Genomic DNA, 22,083 nt, shown 5'->3' on the forward strand with positions numbered 1-22,083 from the left:
ATATCCTGGCGGTCTTATTTTGATACCCACTTTTCAACCTGTATAAATTTTTCAATGTTCTTTAAAATTTAGCTTGACTTTTTATTTGCAGGCTTTTTTTGATAGCGTACTCCGGAAATTTCCTGGTACTCAGATTTCTGTGCGGCCGGCAAAAAACCAGCTGCAAAGACGGGCGCCGGGGAGACTCCGAGAGTGCATGATAATATATTTGTTTTAACCCTTAATGCCTGAAGCTGCCACACCCTCTATGAAATCCTTCTGTCTTGTAAAGAACAGGATCAGGGAGGGGATGATCGAAAGCAGCGACATGGCAAATAATTCTCCCCATTTGATCTCCCACTGATCAACCAGCATCCGAAGGCCAAGTCCTACTGTAAATTTGGCCGGTGTGCTTAAATAGAGCATCTGTGAGTAGAAATCGTCCCAGCTCCAGATAAAAGCATAGATCGCCACGGTTGTCAGCGGTGCCTTTAGCAGGGGTAAAATGATCTGGGAATAGATACAAAATGTTGATGCCCCGTCACATTTGGCCGACTCATCCAGCTCCCTGGGAATCCCCCTGATAAATTGGATCAGCAGGAAGATAAAGAAGGCGCCTCCACCCAGGCAATAGGGAAGGATCAGCGGCACATAAGTGTTGACAAGGTGCAGTTTGTTATACATGATATACTGTGAGACAACGGTCACCTGGGAGGGCAGCATCAAGGTCATCATGACAACGGAAAACCAAAAGTTTTTAAACTTAAATTCCATCCGGCCAAAAGCAAAGGCCACCAGGCTTCCGGAGGTCACTGCCCCCACCACATTGATCGACACAATGAACATGGTATTAAGGAACAATCTGCCAAAGGTCAGGCTGTTTGTCATCTGCCATCCCTTTATGTAATTGCTCAGTGTCCAGTTTACCGGCAGGAAATTACGGGACCCAAGCTCATTTAAAGGCTTAAAGGTTGCAAAAAACCACCATAAGATTGGAAATACCATGATCGCTGAGAGGAGGATCAGATCGATATGACTGACCCAATGGTTTTTATGCTTTTTCTGTTTTAAATCATTTTTCTCCACTGCAAATATCCTCCTCTCTAATTTTCATAAAACACCCAGAACTTTTGACCGATAAACATAACTGCCGTGAAACAGCCAACGATCCCAAGAAGTATCCATGCCATTCCGGCCGCATAACCCATCTGATAGGATGTAAACGCCTTTTCGTAAAGCATCAGCGCATATAGATATGTAGCATTGGCCGGGCCTCCCTTTGTGATCAGGAAAGCGGAGTTAAATTGCTGGAAAGCTCCGATCAATCCATATATCAGATTGAAGAAAATGACCGGCGAGATCATTGGCAGCGTGATCTTAAAAAACTTGTGTACCGTTCCGGCTCCATCCATGCCGGCCGCCTCATACAAACTGTTGGGTATGGCCTTCAGACCTGCCAGGAAAATGATCATGCTGGATCCAAACTGCCACACGTTCAATAAGACAATGGTTGTCAGCGCATACTTTGGACTGGTGAGCCATTTTACAGCTTCTATCCCAAAAATCCCCAGGATCGTGTTGATATATCCGTCTATGCCGAAAATATTTCTCCAGAGGACCGCTACCGCTACCGAGCCGCCTAACAGGGACGGCAGATAGATAAAGGTCCTGTACAGGTTCATCCCCCTTACGGCCTTATTCAGACGGGTTGCTACAAATAACGCAAAGACCAGTTTGAGAGGCACTGCCATGAGCACAAAACGAAACGTGGTAAACAGCGCTTTTGAAAACCCTCTGTCTCTTGTAAACATTTTGATATAATTTTTCAGGCCCACCCATTCCGGAGCCGTAAACATCGAGTAATCTGTAAAAGATAAATAAAAGCTATAGACCATCGGCCAGGCGGTTAGGATCAGGAATCCCAGCAGCCAGGGAAGCATATATAAGTAACCTTCCCAATCTTTCTTCCATCGTTTCCTGCGTGCTTCTTTGCTGATAACCTCTTTGCAGTTTCCATTTTTCACTTGATCCCCACCCTTTATTTTTAATTCATTTCCTTTTCAATCGCTTCCATCAGACCCATCATATATCCGGTGGCAAACAAGTTCCCGTTGGTCCCGTATCCCTGCTCCCCCACCGTGTCCAAATACATTGTGGGCACATGATCCGGACGGATCACCCCGTCAAATCCAATGTCGTAATAAGTTTTCATTGCCGTATACATGTCTGTTTTGCCAGTGTGGTGGAATTCCTCCCGAAAATGTCCGGGGCCGCCGGTCAAGTCTCTGAAATGTGCAAAAAATATCTTGTTCTGGGTTCCAAAATGCCGGATCGAATCAATGACATCTTCTCCCATGGCGGCAAAGGAACCCTGGCAAAGGGTAATTCCGTTGTATTCACTGGGCGCCAGATCAATTGCTCTCTGCATGGCGTTGACGCTGGTCAGGATCCGCTCAATGCCGCCAATATTGTCAACAGGCGGATCGTCCGGATGAAGCGCTAACTGGACACGGTATTTTTCAGCCCAGGGAACTACCTTCTTGAGAAAGTACTCCAAATTACTCCATAAACGATCCTGAGAAACGCGGCCTAGCTCTGTAATAGGACAGACCGGGATCAGATCATTGTCAAAGCCGGTAACCGTAGCTCCTCCATCCAGCTTGATATTTGTATCAGTGCGAAACCACCCCCACACAGGCATCCAGTTATAACAAACCGTTTTTATCCCAAGTTCAGACATATTCTTTAACAAGAGAATGAAGTGTTCAATGGCTTCATCACGCCCCTCTGATCCCAGCTTAACCTCATCCAGAAATCCAACACCTTCTACAACAGAAAATTCCAGCCCAAAACTCTCCATGGAAAGCTTTGTTTTTAAGAGCGGCATATAATCCCATTCATGGATGTAACGGGAAAAGCCGCCCGCCCATCCGGCACTGGTCACAGCGCAGCGCACCCCCAGCTGCTGAGCATGATGTTGTAAGATTTCATGTTTCGGATTAAAAAATGCATATCCAAGTTTCATTCCCCGCACCTCCATTTCAACGCCCCTTAAACGGATGCATTATTTTTGCACTATTGCATATTTACATTATCTATTATGCATTATCTATTATTTTTTGTCAATATCAATATGTCATTTTTTACATTTTTTATTTTTTGCGTGATTGTATTGTTTTTTTGCACTATTGTTTTTGATTTTATATTATATTATTGGATGATATGTTAAATTACATTTTTCGTAACAATTGTGCAATATTGCATATTTTGTGAAATGCACTATTGCAAAATATGGTTGTACATTGTTTCAATTTATGATATGCTTAGAAAATAAGAGAAATTCAAATCCAGGAGGTTTGTTAGAAAACTTTATGAAAGAGAGACGTGTTACCATTACAAGCATAGCCACAGAACTGGGATTATCGAGAAATACAGTTTCAATGGCGCTTAGAAATGATCCAAGAGTCGCTGAAGAAACCCGGCAGAGAATCACTAATTATGTGCGCTCTTCAGGATATACAAAATTCACAGACAAAACCAGCCGCGAAGAAGCACCTGACCGTCCTCTGCGCATCCTTGCCTTACGGCGCCCGGACAGTTCCCCTTATTGGGATCGGATCTTAAATGGTCTTTCCGAAGAAGCCTCTCTTTACAATTGCAACATCAGTATTGCTGTCGTCACCCAAAAGAATATAGATGAACTGCAGCTGCCCTATTCTCCTAATGACGAGATTGACGCCTGCTTCTTTCTTCATAAATTTGGAACTGCTTATACACAGAAGGTGCTGAAAAAAAAGATGTACAGTATTTTTCTTGACCGTGAAGTATATACGGCATTAGAGCCAACCATGGGGGATGTGATCAAAAGCGAGAGCAGACGGGCTACCATGGAATTAACTCTAAGCCTGATCCGCCAGGGAATGACAAGGATCGCCTACTTAAACCCCTTTCATGTGGACGGCGAAAGCTTTTGTGACCGCTTTGACGGATACCGCGATGCGATGACGATCTCTAACCTGCCCCTGGAACCCCAGCTGATCACCACGCCGTCGCCGTTCCCATTGATGTCTTCAGCGGTACGCAGCGCATTTGAGCAGCTGATGATCGATCCTCCCCAGGCGGTTGTCTGCGTAAACGACATCAGCGCCATGTGTCTGTCGGAAATGATCATAAAAGAAGGCCTTCGGATCCCCCAGGATATCGCGATCACAGGCTTTGACAATGATGAGGCAAACTCGTTCCAGCCGTTTTTCACAACCGTTGACTGCCATGCGCATCTATTGGGAAAACGTATGATCCACCAGCTTTTGTGGCGCATCAAGCATCCTGATGCCCCTTATGAAACGATCACCGTTCAGGGAGAGATCATCTACCGTGCTTCCTCCCAGCGGAACGTACAATCAAACATTTTCTGAAAAGCAATATGTGGAAGAAAAATGTGAAGAAAAAAAGCCCCAGGGTATCAAATGATTCCCTTGGGGCTTTCTCTGTCGTATGTCAGGAGTTCACCGAGGTGAGGACAGCCTTTTCCGGCCGCATAAACTTTAGTTCCCGGTACTCCACTCCGGTGGGACTCAGGGCTGACCTGAAGTTTTCAGGATCCTCCGTATTTTCCCCAAACATTCCATAATGGCATGGGATGGCTGTCTTTACGCCGATCTCCTGCGCCAGCCTGGCGGCGGACCTGTAATCCATGTTTCCCAGTTTCCCATTGATGCAGACGATCATGGCGTCCGGCGCATATGATTTGATTTCTGTGAGTTTTTCCGTATACTCCGTGTCCCCGGTGATGTACAGACCGCCTGTGTCATTTCCCTTGTCCTGAAACAAAAGCCCGATGCTGTCCCGGGTATGGCATGCATAAGCTGCCCTCAGGGTGATCCTGCCGCCGACCACGGTCTGCTGGTATCGCTCCAGCCGGGTGTTGTTATGGATACCGCATTCCTCCAGCTTCCCGATGCAGGAGCCGGGTCCCATAAAGGTGATGGGCCTGTGGGCCAGGCGACATATGGATACCTGGTCAAAATGATCCAGATGGTCATGGGTGAACAGGATATAGTCCACATCCAATTCTTCCGGCTTAACAGGGACCGGCACCATCCGTTTCATTCCTTCTATCTCCTCAACCGTGTTGGACAGATAGGGATCAATGCACACTCTGCAGCACCCAAAATCCAGGATATATCCGGCCTGCCCCAGCCAGGTGATCTCAAATTCCATTTCTTCGCCTCCCTTTCCTACCAGTTGTGGACCGCCCCTTCCCTGTCTCTCAGGGTGGGAAGAAACTTAGGCTTGTAAGTGTATTCCCTAGCAGCGTCCTCATCCACCTCCACCCCCAGTCCCGGTGTATCCCTAATGGTGATGAATCCATTTTCATACCGGACATTGGTATGGAAGACCTGGTCCAACTCTTCATTGTGGTCCACCCACTCCTGTATGCCGAAATTGGGTATTGCGAAATCCACATGAGCCAGGGCTGCATGGGCCAGAGGTGAGATATCACTGGGTCCGTGGAAGGCGATCTTAACTCCATGGTTCTCCGCCACTGCCGCTGTCTTCATGGACGGGGTGATCCCTCCGTAGTGGCTGATATCCAGCCTGAGGTAATCAATGAGATTCCTTTCAATGGGAATCAGGCAGTCCTTCATACTGTTATAAAGCTCTCCCATGGCAATGGGAGTCACACTGTGCCCGCGGATAAGCTCCAGTCCCTGGACATTGACCGGCTCCACAGGGTCCTCTAAGAAGAACAGGCCGAACCGCTCCAGCTGTTTGGCGGCAGCCGCCGCCTGGATCGGCGTAAAACGCTCATGGCTGTCATGGATCAGACCAATACTGCCGCCAAATGTGTCCCTGAGATAGGATGTGACCCGGATCAGGTCATGACCGTATTCCTCCGTGTCCCATACCTCCGGCTTTCCAATGTTCCCCTCTGTGACTTCGATCCGTCTCCCCAGGCTGATATCCTGATGGGGTTGGTTAAAATAAAGCCCCTCCTGACGGCTGTCTTTGGTGTCAAAGCTATACCTGAAGCAGGTGCATCCGTCCTCCATCCGCTGCCGGATCCTGTCAGCCAGATCTTCCTTTGTGTGTCCATGGACATGGAAATAGGCCCTCAGCCTGTCCCGGCACCTCCCCCCCAGAAGCTGATACAAGGGCGCGCCATACCGCTTACCCTTGATATCCCACAGCGCCATGTCGATACCCGCCAAGGCGGTCATCAGTACAGGGCCGCCTCTCCAATACGTTCCCCGGTACACCAGCTCCCATATGTCTGTGATACGCTCCGCATCCATACCCACCAGATATTTGGACAGATGGCTGTCAAGGGCTTCCTTAACCGACAGCTCCCTGCCGTTAAGGGTTGCATCCCCATATCCTGTCACACCGTCTTCGGTTGTGATCTTCACGATCAGATAGTTCCTTCCCGGACATGTTAGGATCGTCTCCATACTTTTAATCAACATTCCTATCCTCCTTTGGTCCCTGGTGTACTCTCAGAGTCTCCTGGCACTCAGATTTGCGAGATGATTTTTTGTAGAGTACACCCTGTCATCCCAGGGACTGGAACCATTGGTTCATGGGTCCCTGTTTTCCGTGAAGCGCCACCAATGTCTCCATATCAAGAGCGCCCGGTTCCGGCAGCAGAGAGGTCAGCCCTCCGTCCACCACAATATCGCTTCCCGTCACAAACCGCGCCTCCTCCGATGCCAGATAGACCGCGGTATATCCAATATCCCTTGGCTCCCCTATCATATGCAGGGGCTGGTTGCACTCCATACCCAAAAGATGTACATCCCTGAATTTCTCCACATATTCATCATAAATCTCCTGACCGTATCTGGATAATACCCAGTGGCCCACCTTTACCTGGATCGCCCCTGGTGAGATACAGTTGACGCGGATATTATAAGGGGCCAGTTCAACGGCCAGGGCTTTGGTCATCATCTTAACCGCACCTTTGGCCGCACAGTATGCGGTCTCATTGGCCAGCCCCAGATGGCCTCTGACAGAGGATATGTTAATGATACTGCCCCTGTTTCCCTCTTTCATATACGGAACCGCGAACCTGGCCCCATACCAGTAGCCTCTTACATTGGTCTCCATAATGGCCTCATACCGCTTTTCCGCCTCCTCATCCTCGTCATCCACAGCATATCCAAACATGGGATATCCCGCATTATTGACCAGTATGTCAATGGCTCCATAGGCATCGCAGGCGGTCTTCACCATGTTTTTCATACTCTCCCTGCTGCGTACATCCGTGCTGACGCAGATACTTTCTCCCCCCTGCCTGCTGATGGACTGCCGCAGCTGCTCCATCTCCTCCATACTTCTGGCAGCCAACACCACCCTGGCCCCCTCCGCTGCAAACATGGACGCGATTTCCGCACCGATCCCCCTGCTTGCGCCTGTAACAATTGCCACCTTATCCTTCAGTCTCATACTGCCTCCTGTGTTCTTTTTACTGCGTTTATAAACATGTCTTTTATGCCGGAGATATCCACCAGGTCAGTGGCCATATCAGAGGGCTCGGTTACGATCAGCACCGGATTGGCTTTCTCTCCCGGACAGGTGAACTCACCGTGAAGCACGCCGGGATTGATGGCAAAACAGCTGAACCCGGGATGATCATATAGCATCTCCACGATCATAAAGTCCGATTCCTTAAGCTCCCTCCGGTCCCGCTTTTTAACAAAATCAGCCAGCCCGTCAAAGGCAAATGCGATATATAAGGGTTTTGTATCCCTGCCGGACAAAAGAAACACCTCTTCATGGGCCGGATGATGGTGAAACATGGAAGGCCATAAAAGGTTCATCCCCACATTGATCAATTTATTCCCCCCATGATCATTGCATTCCAAAACAACCTCCACCTGTGCCCTGTCATCAGCCATGGCATACAGGTCATTCCCGCTCCTCACAGAGGAGATAAGCCCCTTACCTTCCAGATAGTTCCATACCTTTTCATTCATTTTACATATTTGTATCATTTTTACCCCTCTGCCCCGGTCGCAGCCATCATGATCGCGTTTTCACTTACATTGGTCCTGTTAAGCTCAGCCGTGATCGTACCTTTGGTCATCACCAGAAAGCGGTCGCACATCTCGATCAGCTCCGTAAGTTCAGATGATATCATGATGATTCCGATCCCCTTTGCCGCCAGCCCGGATATGGTTTTGTATATTTCCACCTTTGCCCCCACATCGATCCCCCTAGTGGGCTCATCTAATATAAGGATTCTTGGATTTGTGCTCAGGCATTTTGCCAGAACCACCTTTTGCTGGTTCCCTCCGCTTAAGTTCAGCACCTTGGTATCAATGGATCCTGCCTTGATATTCAGGCTTCCCTTCATCTCCTGGGCATGCTTTTTTTCCTTGGATCTGTTGATCAGGCCCTTCCTGGAGATATTCTTCAGGCTGGCGATGGATATGTTTTCCTTAATGGATGCCATGGCTATAATTCCATCCTTTTTCCTGTCCTCTGTCACCAGGCCAATCCCATACTGCATGGCGGTGCGGGGAGAATCGATCCTTACCTCTTTTCCGTCCATGTATACAGTCTTGCTGTATTTTCCTTTATAGGACCCGAAAATGGCGTTGACCAGTTCACTTCTCCCAGCGCCCACAAGCCCTGAAAGGCCTAGTATCTCCCCCTCCCGCACAGAAAAGCTGACTCCGTTCACAATGTTCTTCTGCCTGTTATAGGGATGCTGGACCACCACATTTTCCACCCTCATGATCTCCTTCCCGATTTTCACGGTTTCCTTGGGATACATATTTTCAATCTTGCGGCCGATCATCTTTTCCACAACCGCCCTGTAATCAAACTCTGAGCGGTCAAATCCCCCTTGTGTCTCCCCGTCCTTTAATACGGTGATCTTGTCCGCCACATCAAACACCTCATTGAGACGGTGGGATATGTAAATACAGGAAATATTGTCCTTCTTCAGCTCCAGGAGGATCTTTAGAAGGTTATCAGTCTCTTTCAGCGTCAGGGTGGATGTGGGTTCGTCCAAAACCAGCACCTTGGGCTTTTTCCTGATCGCTTTGGCGATCAGGACCAGCTGCTGCTCACTTGCGCTTAAATTGCGCATAGTCTCCCTCACCGGAACATCCAGGCCCACTTTTGCAAGGGCTGCCTCCGCCTCCCTGTAGATCCGTTTCCAGTCCACGGTGCCATTCTGTTTTTTATAATAGCTTCCTATAAATATGTTCTCCCCGATGTTCATATCCAGCATGCAGCTGATCTCCTGATATATCATCTCAACACCGCATCCGGAGGAATCAGACGGGCTGTTAAACTTTTTTTCTTCTCCGTCAATAAAGATCTGCCCGCTGTAGGAGGTACAGGGATATGCCCCGCTTAACACCTTCATAAGCGTGGACTTACCTGCGCCGTTTTCACCAACCAAGGCATGTATCTCACCGGCCCTTACCCGGATATTGACATTGCTTAGCGCCTTTACTCCCGGAAATTCTTTTGTGATATTTTTCATCTCTAAAACATAATCATTCATGGACCAGTCTCCTACGCTCCGTATTGCCGCACATGATCTGCGGCAATACGGATGAATCAATTTTCCGAATCTATTTCCTGTCTCTGTCAAGTTTGACTTTTTATCCTTACTTCTGTATAATTGGATTTGGTATAGGCCCATTCATTCCGCACTGTTTCCCCAAACATGACGATGGATCAACGGTCTATACCTTTTTAATTTCATCTTTCTGTCTCCACTCCATCCTGTCTCCTATCTTGCAGCGTCCACTTCCGGATAATCAGAATCGTGTTCGTATGTATCCACATTTTCAGCTGTTACAATGGTCACGCCGGAGTCCACAGATGAGGGAACTTCCTCTCCCAGTATGGCCTTATAGCAAAGCTCCGCTCCCAGATAACCCATCTCAAAGAAGTCCTGGGCAGCCACTGCATACACCTGTCCTTTGCGCACCGCATCCAGGTTCATATCCGTATCATCCATACACACTGCAACCACCTGATCCGTAACCCCCAGTTCCTCAAGAGCCTTGCCAACCCCCGGAGTGCCTCCGCTCTCTCCGCTGAAAATTGCATTGATGTCCGGATTTGCTTTGATCATAGTGGTGACTTTATCCAATGACTGAACAGGGTCCGCATTATCCGCCTGTTTGTCAACGATCTCATACTCGATCCCATTTTCCTTCATGTAGGCTTCTGCGCCCTCAAGCTGGGAAATCTGGTTGGCTGCGTCAATGTTGCTCATGAGAACGCCCATGACCACCTTCTTGTCCTTGCCCAGCTTTTCCACAATTGCCTCCATCTGGGAACGCCCGCAGGCATATGGATCCATACCCACAAATGCAGTTCTCTGGTCCTCACTGTCCGCATCCACACATACGGTAGTGACCACAATGCCGCTGTCCTGCGCCTTCCCAAGTACATTGGTAAATGCAGTGGGTGAGAATGGGCAGCATACGATTCCGTCAGGTGCCGCCGCAATGGTGTTCTCAATGGCTTCCACGGTCTTCTCAACCGAGTGGTCATCCGCCCCCGTCCACACGGCCTCAAATCCCAGATCCTTTCCGGCAGCCTCAAAGCCCTCCTTTGCGATCAGCCATACAGGGTCGTTTACCTTTGGGCAGTCGAACATGATCTTGATCTTCCGGTCCGGAGCCGCTGCCGCCGCTTCAGTCTTTGCCTCGGCGCCTCCTGCTGCAGATCCTGCCGCCGTTGCTAAGGCCCCCGCCGCCGTTGTTCCTGCTCCTGCCCCGCTGTCAGCCTTTGAAGCTCCACATCCTGCCAGTGACGCTGATACCATTGCCGCGCATAATAAGTAACTTACACTCTTCTTAAACATCTTTACCCTCCCATTTTCATTGTTTGTAACTGTTCAGGGCGGCTCATCTTCTTGACCGGAAAAGCCGGTCAAGAAGCATCGGATGTCCATCCGATGTGAAAATGGATGCAAAAACGGACTTATAAGCAAGCTTAACGCCCGCTTTTGCACCCATTTTCCCGCCGTCCTGAACTGTTACGTTTGTTTTTTTATTCCCATAACAAAAAGCGTTTCCTTTAAAAGCTTTCCCTGCTCCTCCTTTCCCCTGATTTCTCTGCGGTCTTTCCATGACTTTATATCACTTTACATCCAGACCTGCCCGCCTTTTGCTAATAAGATCAATGGCTACCGACAATACGATAATTGCTCCGATGGCTATGTTCTGCCAGTACACGGATACATTCATAATGATCATTCCATTGGATATGACCGACATCAGCGCTGCCCCCAGTACGGTCCCCAGCACGGTTCCGGAACCTCCCAGCATACTTGTCCCTCCAATGATGGCGGACGCGATCACAGTCATCTCCCACCCCTGCCCCAGGGAAGTCTGGCCTGATTCGATACGTGAAGTCATGATAACCCCTGCTGCCGCTGCCGCCAGACTGCTGAGCAGATAAATCATGATCTTGATCCTGGTCACATTAATCCCCGACAGCCTTGCGGTCTCCTCATTTCCCCCGATCGCATACACGGACCTGCCAAAGGTGGTGTTTTTTAATATGAAGTCCAGAACAAATGCAACAATGATGACAAAAAACACAGATCCCGGCACGCCAAACACGGTCCCGTTTCCAATCACGGAAAACTGTTCCGGCAGCGGATACACAGGCACACCCTTTGTCAGGCCGTTACAGATTCCCCTTGCTATGTACATGGTGCCCAGGGTAACAATAAATGCAGGCATCCTTACCAGAACGATAAGGGTTCCGTTAAACAGCCCCACCAGAGATGCGACCACCATGGACGCAACCACTGCAACAGGAATCGGAAGCCCCATTTTGAGAAACATGGCAACCGCGATCCCGCTGACGCCTATAACAGAACCCACGGACAGGTCCATACCGCCCACGATGATCACCATTGTCATGAATATGGCAATGATCACCACATAAGATGTCTGCCTGGCCAGGTTGATAAGGTTACTGGCCGAGTAAAATGCCGGATTTGCAATGCTTATGACTGCGCACAGCAGCACCAGCGCCCCCAATACCCCAATTTCATTAAACCGTTTTCCTTTGCTCTTTTTTCCCTCTGATCTCATTACACCCTCCTCAAATATCCCAATCCTGAATGTCTTTGTCTATGTTCTCGCAAAGCCTGATATCAATACTGGTGGTATATGTATCTGATCTGACCTCTTTATCCCCAATGATAAGGTCGCTTAATATCTTCAGCGCCATGTACCCCTGCTTTTCCGGGTCCTGACAGATAACTGCATCAATGACCCCCTTTTTCACATAGTCAGTGACAAATGCAGAATTATCATAACATATGATCTTAATATCCCTGCCCAGGTTCTTCACCTCCACAGCCTTGGCAACTCCTTTAATCCCATATCCGGCTATGAAAATGCCGTTGATCCTGTCATTGCCCTCCAATGCCTTTAAGGTCTCCCTGAATGCTATCTCGTCATTTTCCTCCACCTCCAATACGCCGGCCAGACTGATCCCGGGATACTCCTCTTTGATCTTGGACTCAAACCCATTCAGCCTCTGCATATGGGCCATAATATACCGGTAGCCTATGGTCACCAAAAACTCCCCTTTTTTCCCGGTGAACTTAGCCAGCAGCTCCGCAGCCACCCGCGCGCTTTTTTCATGGCAGAACCCCACAAAGCAGTCCCGATAACCGCGGCTGATATCCGTGCTGCAGGTCACGATCCTGTGGCCGGATTCTCTGAGTTTTACAAGCTTATCAATTACAACCGGGGAATTGATCGCGTTTAAGGCAATCCCTGCAACCCCCATATCACTCATTCTGTCTAATAGCTCCACCATCTCCTTTTCTTCATGGGTATTCATGCAGAAAATGTGGGTCGTGATACCATACTCATTCAGGGCATCCCGCATCTGTTCCGCTCCCCTTTTCAATTCCTCAAAAAACGGATTGGTAATGGGTTCAATAATGAATCCAAGCTGCATGTTCTTATTCCTCAGCACCAGCGCTTTTCCAAGGCGGTTGGGTTTGTAATCCAGAGATTCTGCAATTGCCATGATCCGTTCCCGCGTCTTTGCACTGACCCCCGGCTTGTTGTTAAGCGCCCGGTCAACGGTTCCGATGGAGGTATTAGCCATTTTCGCAATATCTTTCATAGTCGTCATAGTGCTCATCCCTCATTTCCATTTGTTTATTGTGAACGATTACGTTATATTCTCCTATGTATACCTGAAAGACATGGTCATTAATCCACTTTTTACCATGATTTTCATCTTATATTTTCGTGAACGTTCACGTTTTATGTCTTTAACATATCATTTTTCTTGGTCATTGTCAACATTAATTTGTTTATTTTCGTCTTATTTATAACATTTTTGTCATATTCAGGTTGTTTTAAAAGTATGTAAACGTTATTTGCTTATAGATTTACCTGTTTTTATCCCTGCCCATGAGTAAGATATACAAAAACATGCACCGGCTTTGATCAGCGGCGCATGTTCTGTGTACATTATGTGTTTTATGTGTTTTATATGTTTTATGTGTTCCGTGTATTTTGTTTCCGGTGCTTATCTATCCGTCCATTGCAGGGATTCCGCCAGGCGTTCAAATGCTTCCATATCCTCCTGGCTTTCTATCATAAAAGACCGTTCCAATTCAATGAACCGTTCATTTTCCTGATCCGGGATAAAATACCGGAACATTGTGGACTTGATGGTCATCAGCCCGTCCTCCGTCTTAAAGACCAGCTTCATTGCCTTCTGCCCGTCAAAATCCATGTCCTCTGCTTTTTCCAGGCAAAACTCATTCCCCCGTTTCAGGCCGTATTGCTCAATGGTGCGGTCGTACATTTCCAGCATCCACTGGCCAAAATCAGCGGCATTTCCCTGATCACTGTAAAATTGCCACATTTCCATTGGAGTTTCCCCTATGTAAACACCGTAGCGTTCGTTTCCATCTCCGTCATAGCATATGAGTCCCACACGCTGGTCATTATCATTTATCTCATAGTGATCCCCGGGCCCGCTGCCCTTGGACAGGTCAAGACAGAATCCGTATTCCGTGTGATAAAAGGTGGTTCCGTCAATATAGGCCCGGCCCATGGCGTCCTGATTGGGGTCATAAGATCCTCCATAGTCTGCAAAATCCGCCTGTGTCCCGCTGCTTCCGTTCCAGTCCCAATCCCAGGGAACCATATCCACAAAATCATCGCCATGCTGGAAAAAAACAGTTACATCTTCATCGATCACCTTTATGTCCGGACCGCTGTAAAAGGAAAGGGTTCCCAGGTATGGGTAATTTGTCCTGCAGTCTGAAAAAAGAAGCAGGCCGCCTGCAAAGGATTCACATTGAACCACATTTTCCAGGAATAGTTTGGAGGAACCGGCTGTGGTGATGCGCATAAGATCCGGCGCAGACCGCTCCTTTGCGCAAAATGCAAAATATTCCCCCTGGCCTGTTTTAAGAAGGCCTTCAGTGGAAAAGTTCTCCAGTACCTTAACTCCATCACAGTACAGATCCTGAGAGGTGTTATAGTCTGTGTAAAATACAGATTCCTGTTCCTCTCTTACAAGATCCAGCTCCGTGCCGTTGGCGATGCACTTGGGGGACTGTCCCGGCAGGCCGCCCTTTAAATCAAATTCATAGATCCAGCTCTGTTGGGCCTGGTATGAATCATCCATTTTGGTCAGAGAGAGATAGACGGCATCCTCACTCCCCGCCAAATACCAGTCATAATCATTCACCCAGTTGTCCCTAATGTCCGGGACCGCAAACTCTGACACAATACCGTCAGTTGCTGCAAACAACCGGCTCTTGCCACTCCCGTTTATATGGTAGAGGATCATAGCTTCCCCAGCCAGCCAATGTGGTTTCTCTATGAACTCCCAGACCATGGATACCTGGTCGGACAAAAGCTTCTTTTCCCCCTCTTTATAATAGTACAGGGAATTGATTCCATCCTCCCCATAGACCGAGTAATAAACACGGTCCGAACCGGAGTCCAGGTAATAGCTGCCGGCCCTGTCTGCTTTGGAAAGGATTTCCTCAACCGTTCCATCCTTATTTATCTTATCCATTTCAAAATAACACAGGTCCCCGTCCTCCTGAAACCCGGACATATAAATATTACTGCAGTCCCCATTTACCCCAGCAACCTGCACATCATCAGCCAGAAATTCCTCTTTACCGTCCCTGTACCTGTAAAGCCTTTCCTTTCCATGCTCCCCTTTCCGTGTAAAGCAGATGACAGCCCCGTCCTCTGAAGGATAAAAATTATACACATCTTCAACTTCCAGGCAGCTGCCTGTCTGGGGCGTGTAGGAATACAGGTCATACTTTTGTTCAGAAATATCATACGGTTTCCGGGATGACAAAGCCTGACCTGCCTGCTGTTTTAAATCCACCTTAACCGGTACCTGGTATAATAGCCGGTTCCTGCACATTACAATGTATGCATATCCGTCATATAATACCTTTGCCGTCCCATCCCTGTCATTGACAGCAATCAGCTTCTCATCCACACTGAAATTTTCAGATTCCATCTCAAAGTTGAATATGAGAAAGCTTCCATCTTCGGATATCTTAACATCATAATAATCCTTCAGGTTTGCGCAGGGGCCCGCGCCCTTCATGACCACGGACGGGTTCTTTCCCTCATCCATTACCTTGTTCACATCCGCTCTCATAAGATCTGTGTTCTTTATGTAATAGACATAGGCCGGGGCGGTTTTCTGATCCCATGTGTCCTGATTTTGTGCCTTCTGATCCCGTTCTTCCTGCCCTGCTGCTGCGCTGTCCTCTGTTCCGTTTTGTCCTCCACTCCCATTTCCCTGGTTTGTCCCGGTCCCGCTCTGGTTTGCGGACGGAGCCGTACATCCCCCCAAAGACATTACCGCTGCCATTACAGCACAGATAGACAACACTATAGCTGTTCTTTTTCTATCCCTTCTCTTCCCCATAGGTTTCCTCCTGATTCCTTGGAATTTTTGGTGACCTGTCTTTATTATATCTTAATTTTTAAAAACTTTGTTGAAAATAATTTTATATCAGGATAAAGTGGATTTGCGGAAGACAGCAGACGAAAATCAAAAGGAGATGATTGATATGAACAGAAATGTATGGGAGCAGCTCCCCGACCTGATCCAAAAAGAATATGATAATATCCGCGGCCTGGTAATTATCCGGAATGGATCGATCATACATGAATCGTATTATGGAAATAAAGGGCCGGATGACTGCATCCACGTTGCCTCAGTAACAAAAAGTATCCTTTCCGCACTTATAGGCATTGCTGTAAAACATGGTTATATTGACTCCATTGACCGGAAGGTCATGGAATTCTTTCCTGAGTTTACATTCACTGATCCCAATAAAACCCGTTCCCGGATCACGCTGAAACATCTGCTTACAATGACAGCCCCCTATCCCTATGAGGATTGGCAGGAACCCCTGGAATCACTTTGCACCTCTTCCGACTGGGTCAGGTTTACGCTGGATATGCTGGGAAAAGGAGGGGAAACGGGCGCCTTTAAATATTCCACAGCCAGCGCTCACCTTTTGTCCGCCGTTCTTTCGAGGACCACAGGGAAATCCGCCAGGGAATTTGCCAATGAAATGCTGTTTCGCCCCATTGGAATGAGATCTATCCCTGACTATCCCATGGACGGCTTTGGATATGAGGATTTATTTGGCGCAAAGCTGAAGGGATGGCCCCATGATCCCCACGGCATTACCACCGGAGGATGGGGACTCACCATGACGCCGCGGGATATGGCCCGGTTCGGTTTGCTGTACCTTAACAACGGCTGCTGGGACGGAAATGAGATCCTGCCCCAGTCATGGGTCAGGGCTTCCGCGGCTGCAAATCCCCATCAATATGGGTATATGTGGTGGCTTTTTCAGGAAAAGGGCATATCCGCTTTTGCGGCTATGGGAGATGGAGGGAATGCCATCTTCTGTATCCCTCAATTGGATATGGTGGCCGCTATTGCATCTGCGTTCATCCCCCAGCCAAAAGACCGCTGGATCCTGATAAAGGAGCACATACTGCCGGCTGTAGTTACTGGATCTTTCCAATGCCGGGATAGTAGCGGAATAACACCTTAGCCAGAATATCCTCTTCCGGGACATAGGGATCTTCCCAGAATCTGGCATCGGACGAGTGGTTTCTGTTGTCCCCCAGCATCAGATAACACCCATCCGGCACTTCAAAATGATAGGTATTAGACTGCATTTCCTCCGGAAGATAGGTTTCCTCCAAAGGAATTTCCGACTGGTTGATATACACATGGTTATCTTTTATATCCACAGTTTCTCCGGGCAGTCCAATGATACGCTTCACCAACCTTGTCTTATCCCTGCCCGGCTCTGTCTTATGGTCAAAGATCACAATATCTCCCCTCTGGGGATCTTCCCCAAACTGATAAGCGAGCCTGGAACCAATGATCCTGTTTCCTGCCATGATGGTATTCTCCATGGAGCTGGAAGGAACCTGACTGTTGGCAATGATGAACCTGTTTAGGAAAAATGCGATCACGGCTGCTATGAGAATGATCTTAACCCACTCCATGATCTCATGCTTCAGGTTAAATGGCGCCGGGTCGGCTGGATTGGAAGAATTGGATGTCTGTTTTATTTCTTTCATAATGTCTCCTTTGTTGCTGTATTACATATTATGACATTGGATAAGTTTATCACGGATTTCCGGAAAAGTCCTTACCATTCCGTTAAATCCGGTTTCCAATTTTCTGAATATTGATAGGCGGTCATGATAAAGGCGAGAGCTGTCAGGTGTTGTCCTGGATTATCCTGCATGTAAAGGAAAAAGGAGGCAGCTTTGGTATCTTTCTCCCATATGATATTAAAACCCCCGGAGAGCTGCAACTCTCTGGGGGTGTCTGTGTACCATTGGGATACAATCGCTTTTCTTTTCTGATTTCATAGATTGGCATGGATATTACACTGCTCTAAGTTATTCCTCTTCAAAAGGAAAAAGAAACCCCAAGGAGGTGCAACTCCTTGGGGTTTCGCTTTGCGTCCAGTAGACACAACCACTTTTCTCTGCTAACATTAATGTCAATAGTTTAGTAATGATCAAAATATTGATTCCAACCACCAAACATATTCAGATCTTCTATGACGTTTTATTCTATCAGCATTTTCTTAGAATTTCCCAGCCTTCGCCGCTTCCTCAATGCTAACCGCAATCGCCACAGTCATACCAACCATTGGGTTGTTGCCTGCGCCGATCAGGCCCATCATCTCAACGTGAGCAGGTACGGAAGATGAGCCTGCAAACTGTGCATCGGAGTGCATACGTCCCATGGTATCGGTCATACCGTAGGATGCAGGGCCAGCTGCCATGTTGTCTGGATGCAGAGTACGGCCTGTACCGCCGCCGGATGCTACGGAGAAGTACTTCTTGCCCTTCTCTACACATTCCTTCTTGTAGGTTCCCGCAACTGGATGCTGGAATCTGGTTGGGTTGGTGGAGTTACCGGTAATGGAAACGTCAACGCCTTCCTTCCACATGATCGCAACGCCCTCTGTTACATCGTTAGCGCCGTAGCAGTTAACCTTTGCTCTTAATCCCTCAGAGTAGGACTTTCTCCACAGTTCTTTTACTTCGCCTGAGTAGTAATCCATCTCGGTCTCAACATATGTAAATCCGTTGATTCTGGAAATAACCTGCGCAGCGTCCTTGCCTAAGCCGTTCAGAATCACGCGCAGTGGTTTCTGACGTACCTTGTTTGCCTTTTCAGCGATACCAATGGCGCCCTCCGCTGCTGCAAAGGACTCATGGCCTGCCAGAAAACAGAAACAGTCAGTGTTTTCTTCCAGAAGCATTTTTCCTAAGTTTCCATGGCCTAAACCAACCTTACGCTGGTCAGCAACAGAACCTGGGATACAGAATGACTGAAGGCCCTCGCCGATTGCCGCTGCAGCGTCAGCAGCCTTTCTGCAGTCCTTCTTAATAGCAATTGCAGCACCTACTATGTATGCCCAGCAAGCATTCTCAAAGCAGATTGGCTGGATCTTCTTAACCTGATCATAAACGTCCAGGCCTGCATCTTTGGTAATCTTCTCAGCTTCTTCAATGGAAGCAATGCCATAGCTGTTTAACACAGAATTGATTTTGTCAATTCTTCTCTCATATGATTCAAATAATGCCATCTTCTTATTCCTCCTATTCGGTCTTCATCATTCTTTACGTGGATCGATAATCTTAACAGCGTCAGCAACGCGGCCGTACTGGCCTTTTGCTTTCTCCCATGCTGTGTTAGGATCATCACCCTTCTTGATGAAATCAGTCATCTTGCCAAGGCTTACGAACTGATAACCAATGATCTGATCGTCTGCATCCAGTGCAATACCGGTTACATAACCTTCAGCCATCTCCAAATAGCGGGGACCTTTCTTCAGTGTTCCGTACATAGTACCAACCTGAGAACGAAGGCCCTTTCCTAAGTCTTCCAGACCAGCGCCTACAGGAAGTCCATCCTCAGAGAAAGCACTCTGTGTTCTTCCGTAAACGATCTGAAGGAACAGTTCTCTCATAGCGGTATTGATCGCGTCACATACCAAGTCTGTATTTAAAGCCTCTAAAACAGTACGGCCCGGCAGGATCTCTGCTGCCATAGCTGCGGAGTGGGTCATTCCTGAACATCCGATGGTCTCTACCAGCGCCTCCTGGATAATACCTTCTTTTACATTCAGTGTCAGTTTGCAGGCACCCTGCTGAGGAGCACACCAGCCCACACCGTGGGTAAGGCCGGAAATGTCTTTTACTTCTTTTGATTTTACCCATTTTGCTTCTTCCGGAATTGGAGCAGCGCCATGATGAACGCCCTGTGCAACTGTGCACATCTCTTCTACTTCATGTGAATAAATCATGTGTTAAAACTCCTTTCAAAAATGAATTTGATCAAGTACAGTGCCCATTCGTTAAATTTATCACATCATACTTGGTTCTATTCTCTCACAAAATCCGACATTATGCAAGTGATTTCTTGTCTCGTGTTTTCCATATTTTCAGTATAAAATCGCATCTTTTTTATTGATTTTATCACCTAATATTCTACCTATCAAAAATTCTAGTATCATTTTAGTATCAAAAAAGGTGAGCCCGTCTATTTGGCTCCGCACTAACATTTTATCCTTTATTTATTTTTTGTTCATATTCTATCCATATTTGATTGATAACTTTACTTATATGAGGACAGCTATGCTCGCTGTCCACGTACTTTCCTACATTCAGGACCTGGCATTTTGTCAGGTCCCTTTTATTTGTTCATACTTTATTCATAATATTTTATTATATTGATTACGTATGTAGCATTCGTGCTTTTCATACACTTCTTTAAGGGCCAACATGACATTGCTGGCCCTCCTCTTTTCTGGAACAGGCACCACATCTTTAGCGCCTCCTTTCCTTACACTTCGCCTTCCACCTCCTCTATCTTAAGGGCCAGCTCCAAAACAGTAGCGGCAGTTTCATCACTGATGAAATGGACATTCCTCATTGTAATCTCATTTATGAGTAATCTCATTTCGCTAAACATGTCCTCCGCTGCCCTGACAGACTGATATTGTACATAAGCTCCCTCAATCATGACTTTATGCCTCCCCACCATTTTTATATATAAACGCTTTTTTCGGGATTTTTCCCCATTCATTTTTTCTTATTTCAATTTCTATTCAGTTCACGCATATACTTGAGTAACCAAATTAACGTTTAAGCGGAATGTAATGTCGTCAGCTGTAGGGTGGGGCGTCAAGAGGCGTTTTTCGTTACCAAAGATATTTTTATGGACATTTCAAAAGGCAGACTCAGTTCATCTGGACCGACTTTCCCTGTTCATACTTTGTCCATATTTAGTCGATATAATGTTTTTGCAGATGTACATCATCTACATCCCCTCAAATATTTTATATATGGATGGGTCTGGTCCTATGGGCTAGGCCCATCTCCTCTGTTACCCCCTACATCCGGGCGCCCGCCTATCTCTTAGCTCTATAGCGCTTCAATGAACCTCTTCACGCCCTGGTACACTTCCTTATACGGTAGCCCCTCCGTCATCAGCGTGGTCAGGTGCAGCTCTACCACCGTTTCCAGAGACTTTAGATGCATCAGCGTTCTTTGGTCTGCCTCATCCCGGCCACCGCTCTCTATGCCCAGCCTATTGTTAATAAGCTTCGTCAGTAGCACATAGTATCGATCCGCGTGCTGGCTTCCCTGCTTTCGGGCATACTCCACAAACAGTTTTATCTGATCTGTCTCAGCCTTTCGCACTTCCTTTGTCTCCTGTCGGATGCCCAGCCACTTCTCGTCTTTTTCGGATGCTATGTAATAGCCGTTCTCCTTGATAGAGAGAATAACATCATACACCCAATCGTTGAAATCATCGGCCACCTTCTGATTGGACCAACGGCATACCTCATATATTCCGCGCTCTTTATACATCCAAACGGAGGCTGATTTGTCCTTGTTAAAATAAGGGGTATCAAACTGTGACCCCTTTACTTCGATAGAAAATTTATCCAGCCTATCTTTATGTCTTTGATGTACCATCAGGATTGCATGCTGAGGTTGCCTATACTGTAAAGCATATCCCACCTGTGTCCTACTCATAAAAATGTTTCCGCTTTCATCTGTATAAAAATCACACTTCGTTCCCAAGAAATCTCCCTGTTTAACAAGTCTCAGTTTCATAAAAAAACATTCCTTTCTGCGCATTGTGCGCACAATAAAAGCCCTGAGAATCATCCCAAGGCTTACTCCTCTAAATATGTGGTTTACTCTCCCATACCCGGCCACCGCAGCGCCCCATCCTGATCGGGCGTAAGTGTCACCGGATCCATGGACAGCTTGCCGTCCTGGTCCAGGTAATACCACTTCCTACCGCTGGCCTGCAGGCCCTTTACCATTGCGCCATCAGCACCCAGGTAGTACCAATCACCTTTGTACTGATACCAGGTGTTGATCACCATGCGACCGGCGCCGTCAAACCAGTACCACTTACCGTCTGTATCCAGGTACCAGCTGTTGCGCACACAATCTCCTGTGTTGCCCAGGTAGAAACTCTTGGTTCCGTCCTCGTTCTGTCTCCATCCTGATAATTTAGGTTCCT

20 protein-coding genes and 1 pseudogene are annotated in these 22,083 nt (G+C 47.5%); 2 read left to right on the plus strand and 19 right to left on the minus strand.

Annotated elements, in window-relative coordinates; genetic code table 11:
• Positions 1 to 213: 213 nt before the first annotated feature.
• From ABID13_RS27445 to ABID13_RS27455, 3 genes are read right to left on the minus strand one after another with little or no spacing between them, the layout of a single operon-like run.
• On the minus strand, positions 214 to 1,065 hold the full coding sequence (locus ABID13_RS27445) for a carbohydrate ABC transporter permease (RefSeq protein WP_007868645.1): 852 nt from the start codon (positions 1,063 to 1,065) through the stop codon (positions 214 to 216).
• Between the two features lie 17 nt (positions 1,066 to 1,082).
• On the minus strand, positions 1,083 to 2,003 hold the full coding sequence (locus ABID13_RS27450) for a carbohydrate ABC transporter permease (protein WP_007868648.1): 921 nt from the start codon (positions 2,001 to 2,003) through the stop codon (positions 1,083 to 1,085).
• Between the two features lie 20 nt (positions 2,004 to 2,023).
• Positions 2,024 to 3,004, minus strand: coding sequence for a mannonate dehydratase (locus tag ABID13_RS27455; protein WP_007868651.1), 981 nt, complete (start codon positions 3,002 to 3,004; stop codon positions 2,024 to 2,026).
• 346 nt (positions 3,005 to 3,350) lie between these two features.
• Here ABID13_RS27455 and ABID13_RS27460 point away from each other — a divergent pair, with 346 nt between their 5' ends.
• Positions 3,351 to 4,394 (plus strand): LacI family DNA-binding transcriptional regulator, encoded by a 1,044-nt coding sequence (locus tag ABID13_RS27460; protein WP_040417293.1) that lies wholly within the window; start codon positions 3,351 to 3,353, stop codon positions 4,392 to 4,394.
• An 82-nt stretch (positions 4,395 to 4,476) separates the two neighbouring features.
• On the opposite strand, the gene ABID13_RS27465 is transcribed toward ABID13_RS27460, so the two are convergent.
• The 10 genes from ABID13_RS27465 to ABID13_RS27510 all read right to left on the minus strand — a co-directional run bounded on the left by ABID13_RS27465 (position 4,477) and on the right by ABID13_RS27510 (position 15,912).
• Entirely contained in the window at positions 4,477 to 5,199 is a 723-nt protein-coding gene (locus tag ABID13_RS27465) for an MBL fold metallo-hydrolase (RefSeq protein WP_048931028.1), read from the minus strand.
• A gap of 17 nt (positions 5,200 to 5,216) precedes the next feature.
• A complete protein-coding gene (locus ABID13_RS27470) occupies positions 5,217 to 6,446 on the minus strand; it encodes a D-galactonate dehydratase family protein (protein WP_048931027.1) in 1,230 nt (409 codons plus the stop codon).
• Positions 6,447 to 6,531: 85 nt separating this feature from the next.
• Positions 6,532 to 7,425, minus strand: coding sequence for an SDR family NAD(P)-dependent oxidoreductase (locus tag ABID13_RS27475; protein WP_007868664.1), 894 nt, complete (start codon positions 7,423 to 7,425; stop codon positions 6,532 to 6,534).
• Positions 7,422 to 7,973 (minus strand): hypothetical protein, encoded by a 552-nt coding sequence (locus ABID13_RS27480; RefSeq protein ID WP_048931026.1) that lies wholly within the window; start codon positions 7,971 to 7,973, stop codon positions 7,422 to 7,424. The genes ABID13_RS27475 and ABID13_RS27480 overlap by 4 nt, the downstream gene beginning before the upstream one ends.
• 2 nt (positions 7,974 to 7,975) lie before the next feature.
• Positions 7,976 to 9,499, minus strand: a complete 1,524-nt coding sequence (locus ABID13_RS27485) for a sugar ABC transporter ATP-binding protein (RefSeq protein ID WP_007868671.1) — start codon at positions 9,497 to 9,499, stop codon at positions 7,976 to 7,978.
• Between the two features lie 231 nt (positions 9,500 to 9,730).
• Positions 9,731 to 10,816, minus strand: a complete 1,086-nt coding sequence (locus tag ABID13_RS27490) for a sugar ABC transporter substrate-binding protein (RefSeq protein WP_048931025.1) — start codon at positions 10,814 to 10,816, stop codon at positions 9,731 to 9,733.
• A gap of 43 nt (positions 10,817 to 10,859) precedes the next feature.
• On the minus strand, positions 10,860 to 11,084 hold the full coding sequence (locus tag ABID13_RS27495; protein ID WP_045091848.1) for a hypothetical protein: 225 nt from the start codon (positions 11,082 to 11,084) through the stop codon (positions 10,860 to 10,862).
• A gap of 9 nt (positions 11,085 to 11,093) precedes the next feature.
• On the minus strand, positions 11,094 to 12,059 hold the full coding sequence (locus tag ABID13_RS27500; protein WP_007868681.1) for an ABC transporter permease: 966 nt from the start codon (positions 12,057 to 12,059) through the stop codon (positions 11,094 to 11,096).
• Between the two features lie 10 nt (positions 12,060 to 12,069).
• The gene (locus ABID13_RS27505) at positions 12,070 to 13,119 is read right to left on the minus strand and encodes a LacI family DNA-binding transcriptional regulator (RefSeq protein ID WP_007868682.1); all 1,050 of its coding nucleotides are present in this window, start codon (positions 13,117 to 13,119) and stop codon (positions 12,070 to 12,072) included.
• 402 nt (positions 13,120 to 13,521) lie between these two features.
• A complete protein-coding gene (locus ABID13_RS27510) occupies positions 13,522 to 15,912 on the minus strand; it encodes a hypothetical protein (RefSeq protein WP_048931024.1) in 2,391 nt (796 codons plus the stop codon).
• 145 nt (positions 15,913 to 16,057) lie between these two features.
• On the opposite strand from ABID13_RS27510, the gene ABID13_RS27515 reads away from it, so the two are divergent.
• Positions 16,058 to 17,059 carry a serine hydrolase domain-containing protein gene (locus ABID13_RS27515; RefSeq protein ID WP_053095378.1) on the plus strand — a complete coding sequence of 334 codons (1,002 nt, stop codon included), beginning with the start codon at positions 16,058 to 16,060 and terminating at the stop codon, positions 17,057 to 17,059.
• Here ABID13_RS27515 and lepB read toward each other — a convergent pair.
• The 6 genes and pseudogenes from lepB to ABID13_RS27545 form a co-directional block, all read right to left on the minus strand.
• Positions 17,013 to 17,522, minus strand: coding sequence for a signal peptidase I (gene lepB, locus ABID13_RS27520; protein ID WP_156200209.1), 510 nt, complete (start codon positions 17,520 to 17,522; stop codon positions 17,013 to 17,015). The genes ABID13_RS27515 and lepB overlap by 47 nt on opposite strands.
• Before the next feature lie 593 nt (positions 17,523 to 18,115).
• Positions 18,116 to 19,126: a GGGtGRT protein gene (locus tag ABID13_RS27525; protein WP_007868909.1), complete on the minus strand. Its 1,011-nt coding sequence runs from the start codon at positions 19,124 to 19,126 to the stop codon at positions 18,116 to 18,118.
• Positions 19,127 to 19,153: 27 nt separating this feature from the next.
• The gene (locus ABID13_RS27530) at positions 19,154 to 19,846 is read right to left on the minus strand and encodes an iron-sulfur cluster assembly scaffold protein (RefSeq protein ID WP_007868910.1); all 693 of its coding nucleotides are present in this window, start codon (positions 19,844 to 19,846) and stop codon (positions 19,154 to 19,156) included.
• Positions 19,847 to 20,385: 539 nt separating this feature from the next.
• Positions 20,386 to 20,565, minus strand: coding sequence for a hypothetical protein (locus tag ABID13_RS27535; protein ID WP_048931022.1), 180 nt, complete (start codon positions 20,563 to 20,565; stop codon positions 20,386 to 20,388).
• Positions 20,566 to 20,966: 401 nt separating this feature from the next.
• Positions 20,967 to 21,665, minus strand: a complete 699-nt coding sequence (locus tag ABID13_RS27540; RefSeq protein WP_048931042.1) for a BRO family protein — start codon at positions 21,663 to 21,665, stop codon at positions 20,967 to 20,969.
• 83 nt (positions 21,666 to 21,748) lie between these two features.
• Positions 21,749 to 22,083, minus strand: a pseudogene (locus tag ABID13_RS27545) (cell wall-binding protein); the annotation flags it as partial.

It is taken from the genome of Enterocloster citroniae, from assembly GCF_040545455.1.
In the GTDB taxonomy this organism is placed as follows: domain Bacteria; phylum Bacillota; class Clostridia; order Lachnospirales; family Lachnospiraceae; genus Enterocloster; species Enterocloster citroniae.

Coding starts and splice junctions, on each gene's coding strand:
- ABID13_RS27455 (WP_007868651.1), bottom strand. CDS start 3,004: ATGAAACTTGGATATGCATTTTTTAATCCGAAACATGAAATCTTACAA.
- ABID13_RS27460 (WP_040417293.1), top strand. CDS start 3,351: ATGAAAGAGAGACGTGTTACCATTACAAGCATAGCCACAGAACTGGGA.
- ABID13_RS27465 (WP_048931028.1), bottom strand. CDS start 5,199: ATGGAATTTGAGATCACCTGGCTGGGGCAGGCCGGATATATCCTGGAT.
- ABID13_RS27470 (WP_048931027.1), bottom strand. CDS start 6,446: ATGTTGATTAAAAGTATGGAGACGATCCTAACATGTCCGGGAAGGAAC.
- ABID13_RS27475 (WP_007868664.1), bottom strand. CDS start 7,425: ATGAGACTGAAGGATAAGGTGGCAATTGTTACAGGCGCAAGCAGGGGG.
- ABID13_RS27480 (WP_048931026.1), bottom strand. CDS start 7,973: ATGATACAAATATGTAAAATGAATGAAAAGGTATGGAACTATCTGGAA.
- ABID13_RS27485 (WP_007868671.1), bottom strand. CDS start 9,499: ATGAATGATTATGTTTTAGAGATGAAAAATATCACAAAAGAATTTCCG.
- ABID13_RS27490 (WP_048931025.1), bottom strand. CDS start 10,816: ATGTTTAAGAAGAGTGTAAGTTACTTATTATGCGCGGCAATGGTATCA.
- ABID13_RS27495 (WP_045091848.1), bottom strand. CDS start 11,084: ATGGAAAGACCGCAGAGAAATCAGGGGAAAGGAGGAGCAGGGAAAGCT.
- ABID13_RS27500 (WP_007868681.1), bottom strand. CDS start 12,059: ATGAGATCAGAGGGAAAAAAGAGCAAAGGAAAACGGTTTAATGAAATT.
- ABID13_RS27505 (WP_007868682.1), bottom strand. CDS start 13,119: ATGACGACTATGAAAGATATTGCGAAAATGGCTAATACCTCCATCGGA.
- ABID13_RS27510 (WP_048931024.1), bottom strand. CDS start 15,912: ATGGGGAAGAGAAGGGATAGAAAAAGAACAGCTATAGTGTTGTCTATC.
- ABID13_RS27515 (WP_053095378.1), top strand. CDS start 16,058: ATGAACAGAAATGTATGGGAGCAGCTCCCCGACCTGATCCAAAAAGAA.
- lepB (WP_156200209.1), bottom strand. CDS start 17,522: ATGGAGTGGGTTAAGATCATTCTCATAGCAGCCGTGATCGCATTTTTC.
- ABID13_RS27525 (WP_007868909.1), bottom strand. CDS start 19,126: ATGGCATTATTTGAATCATATGAGAGAAGAATTGACAAAATCAATTCT.
- ABID13_RS27530 (WP_007868910.1), bottom strand. CDS start 19,846: ATGATTTATTCACATGAAGTAGAAGAGATGTGCACAGTTGCACAGGGC.
- ABID13_RS27535 (WP_048931022.1), bottom strand. CDS start 20,565: ATGATTGAGGGAGCTTATGTACAATATCAGTCTGTCAGGGCAGCGGAG.
- ABID13_RS27540 (WP_048931042.1), bottom strand. CDS start 21,665: ATGAAACTGAGACTTGTTAAACAGGGAGATTTCTTGGGAACGAAGTGT.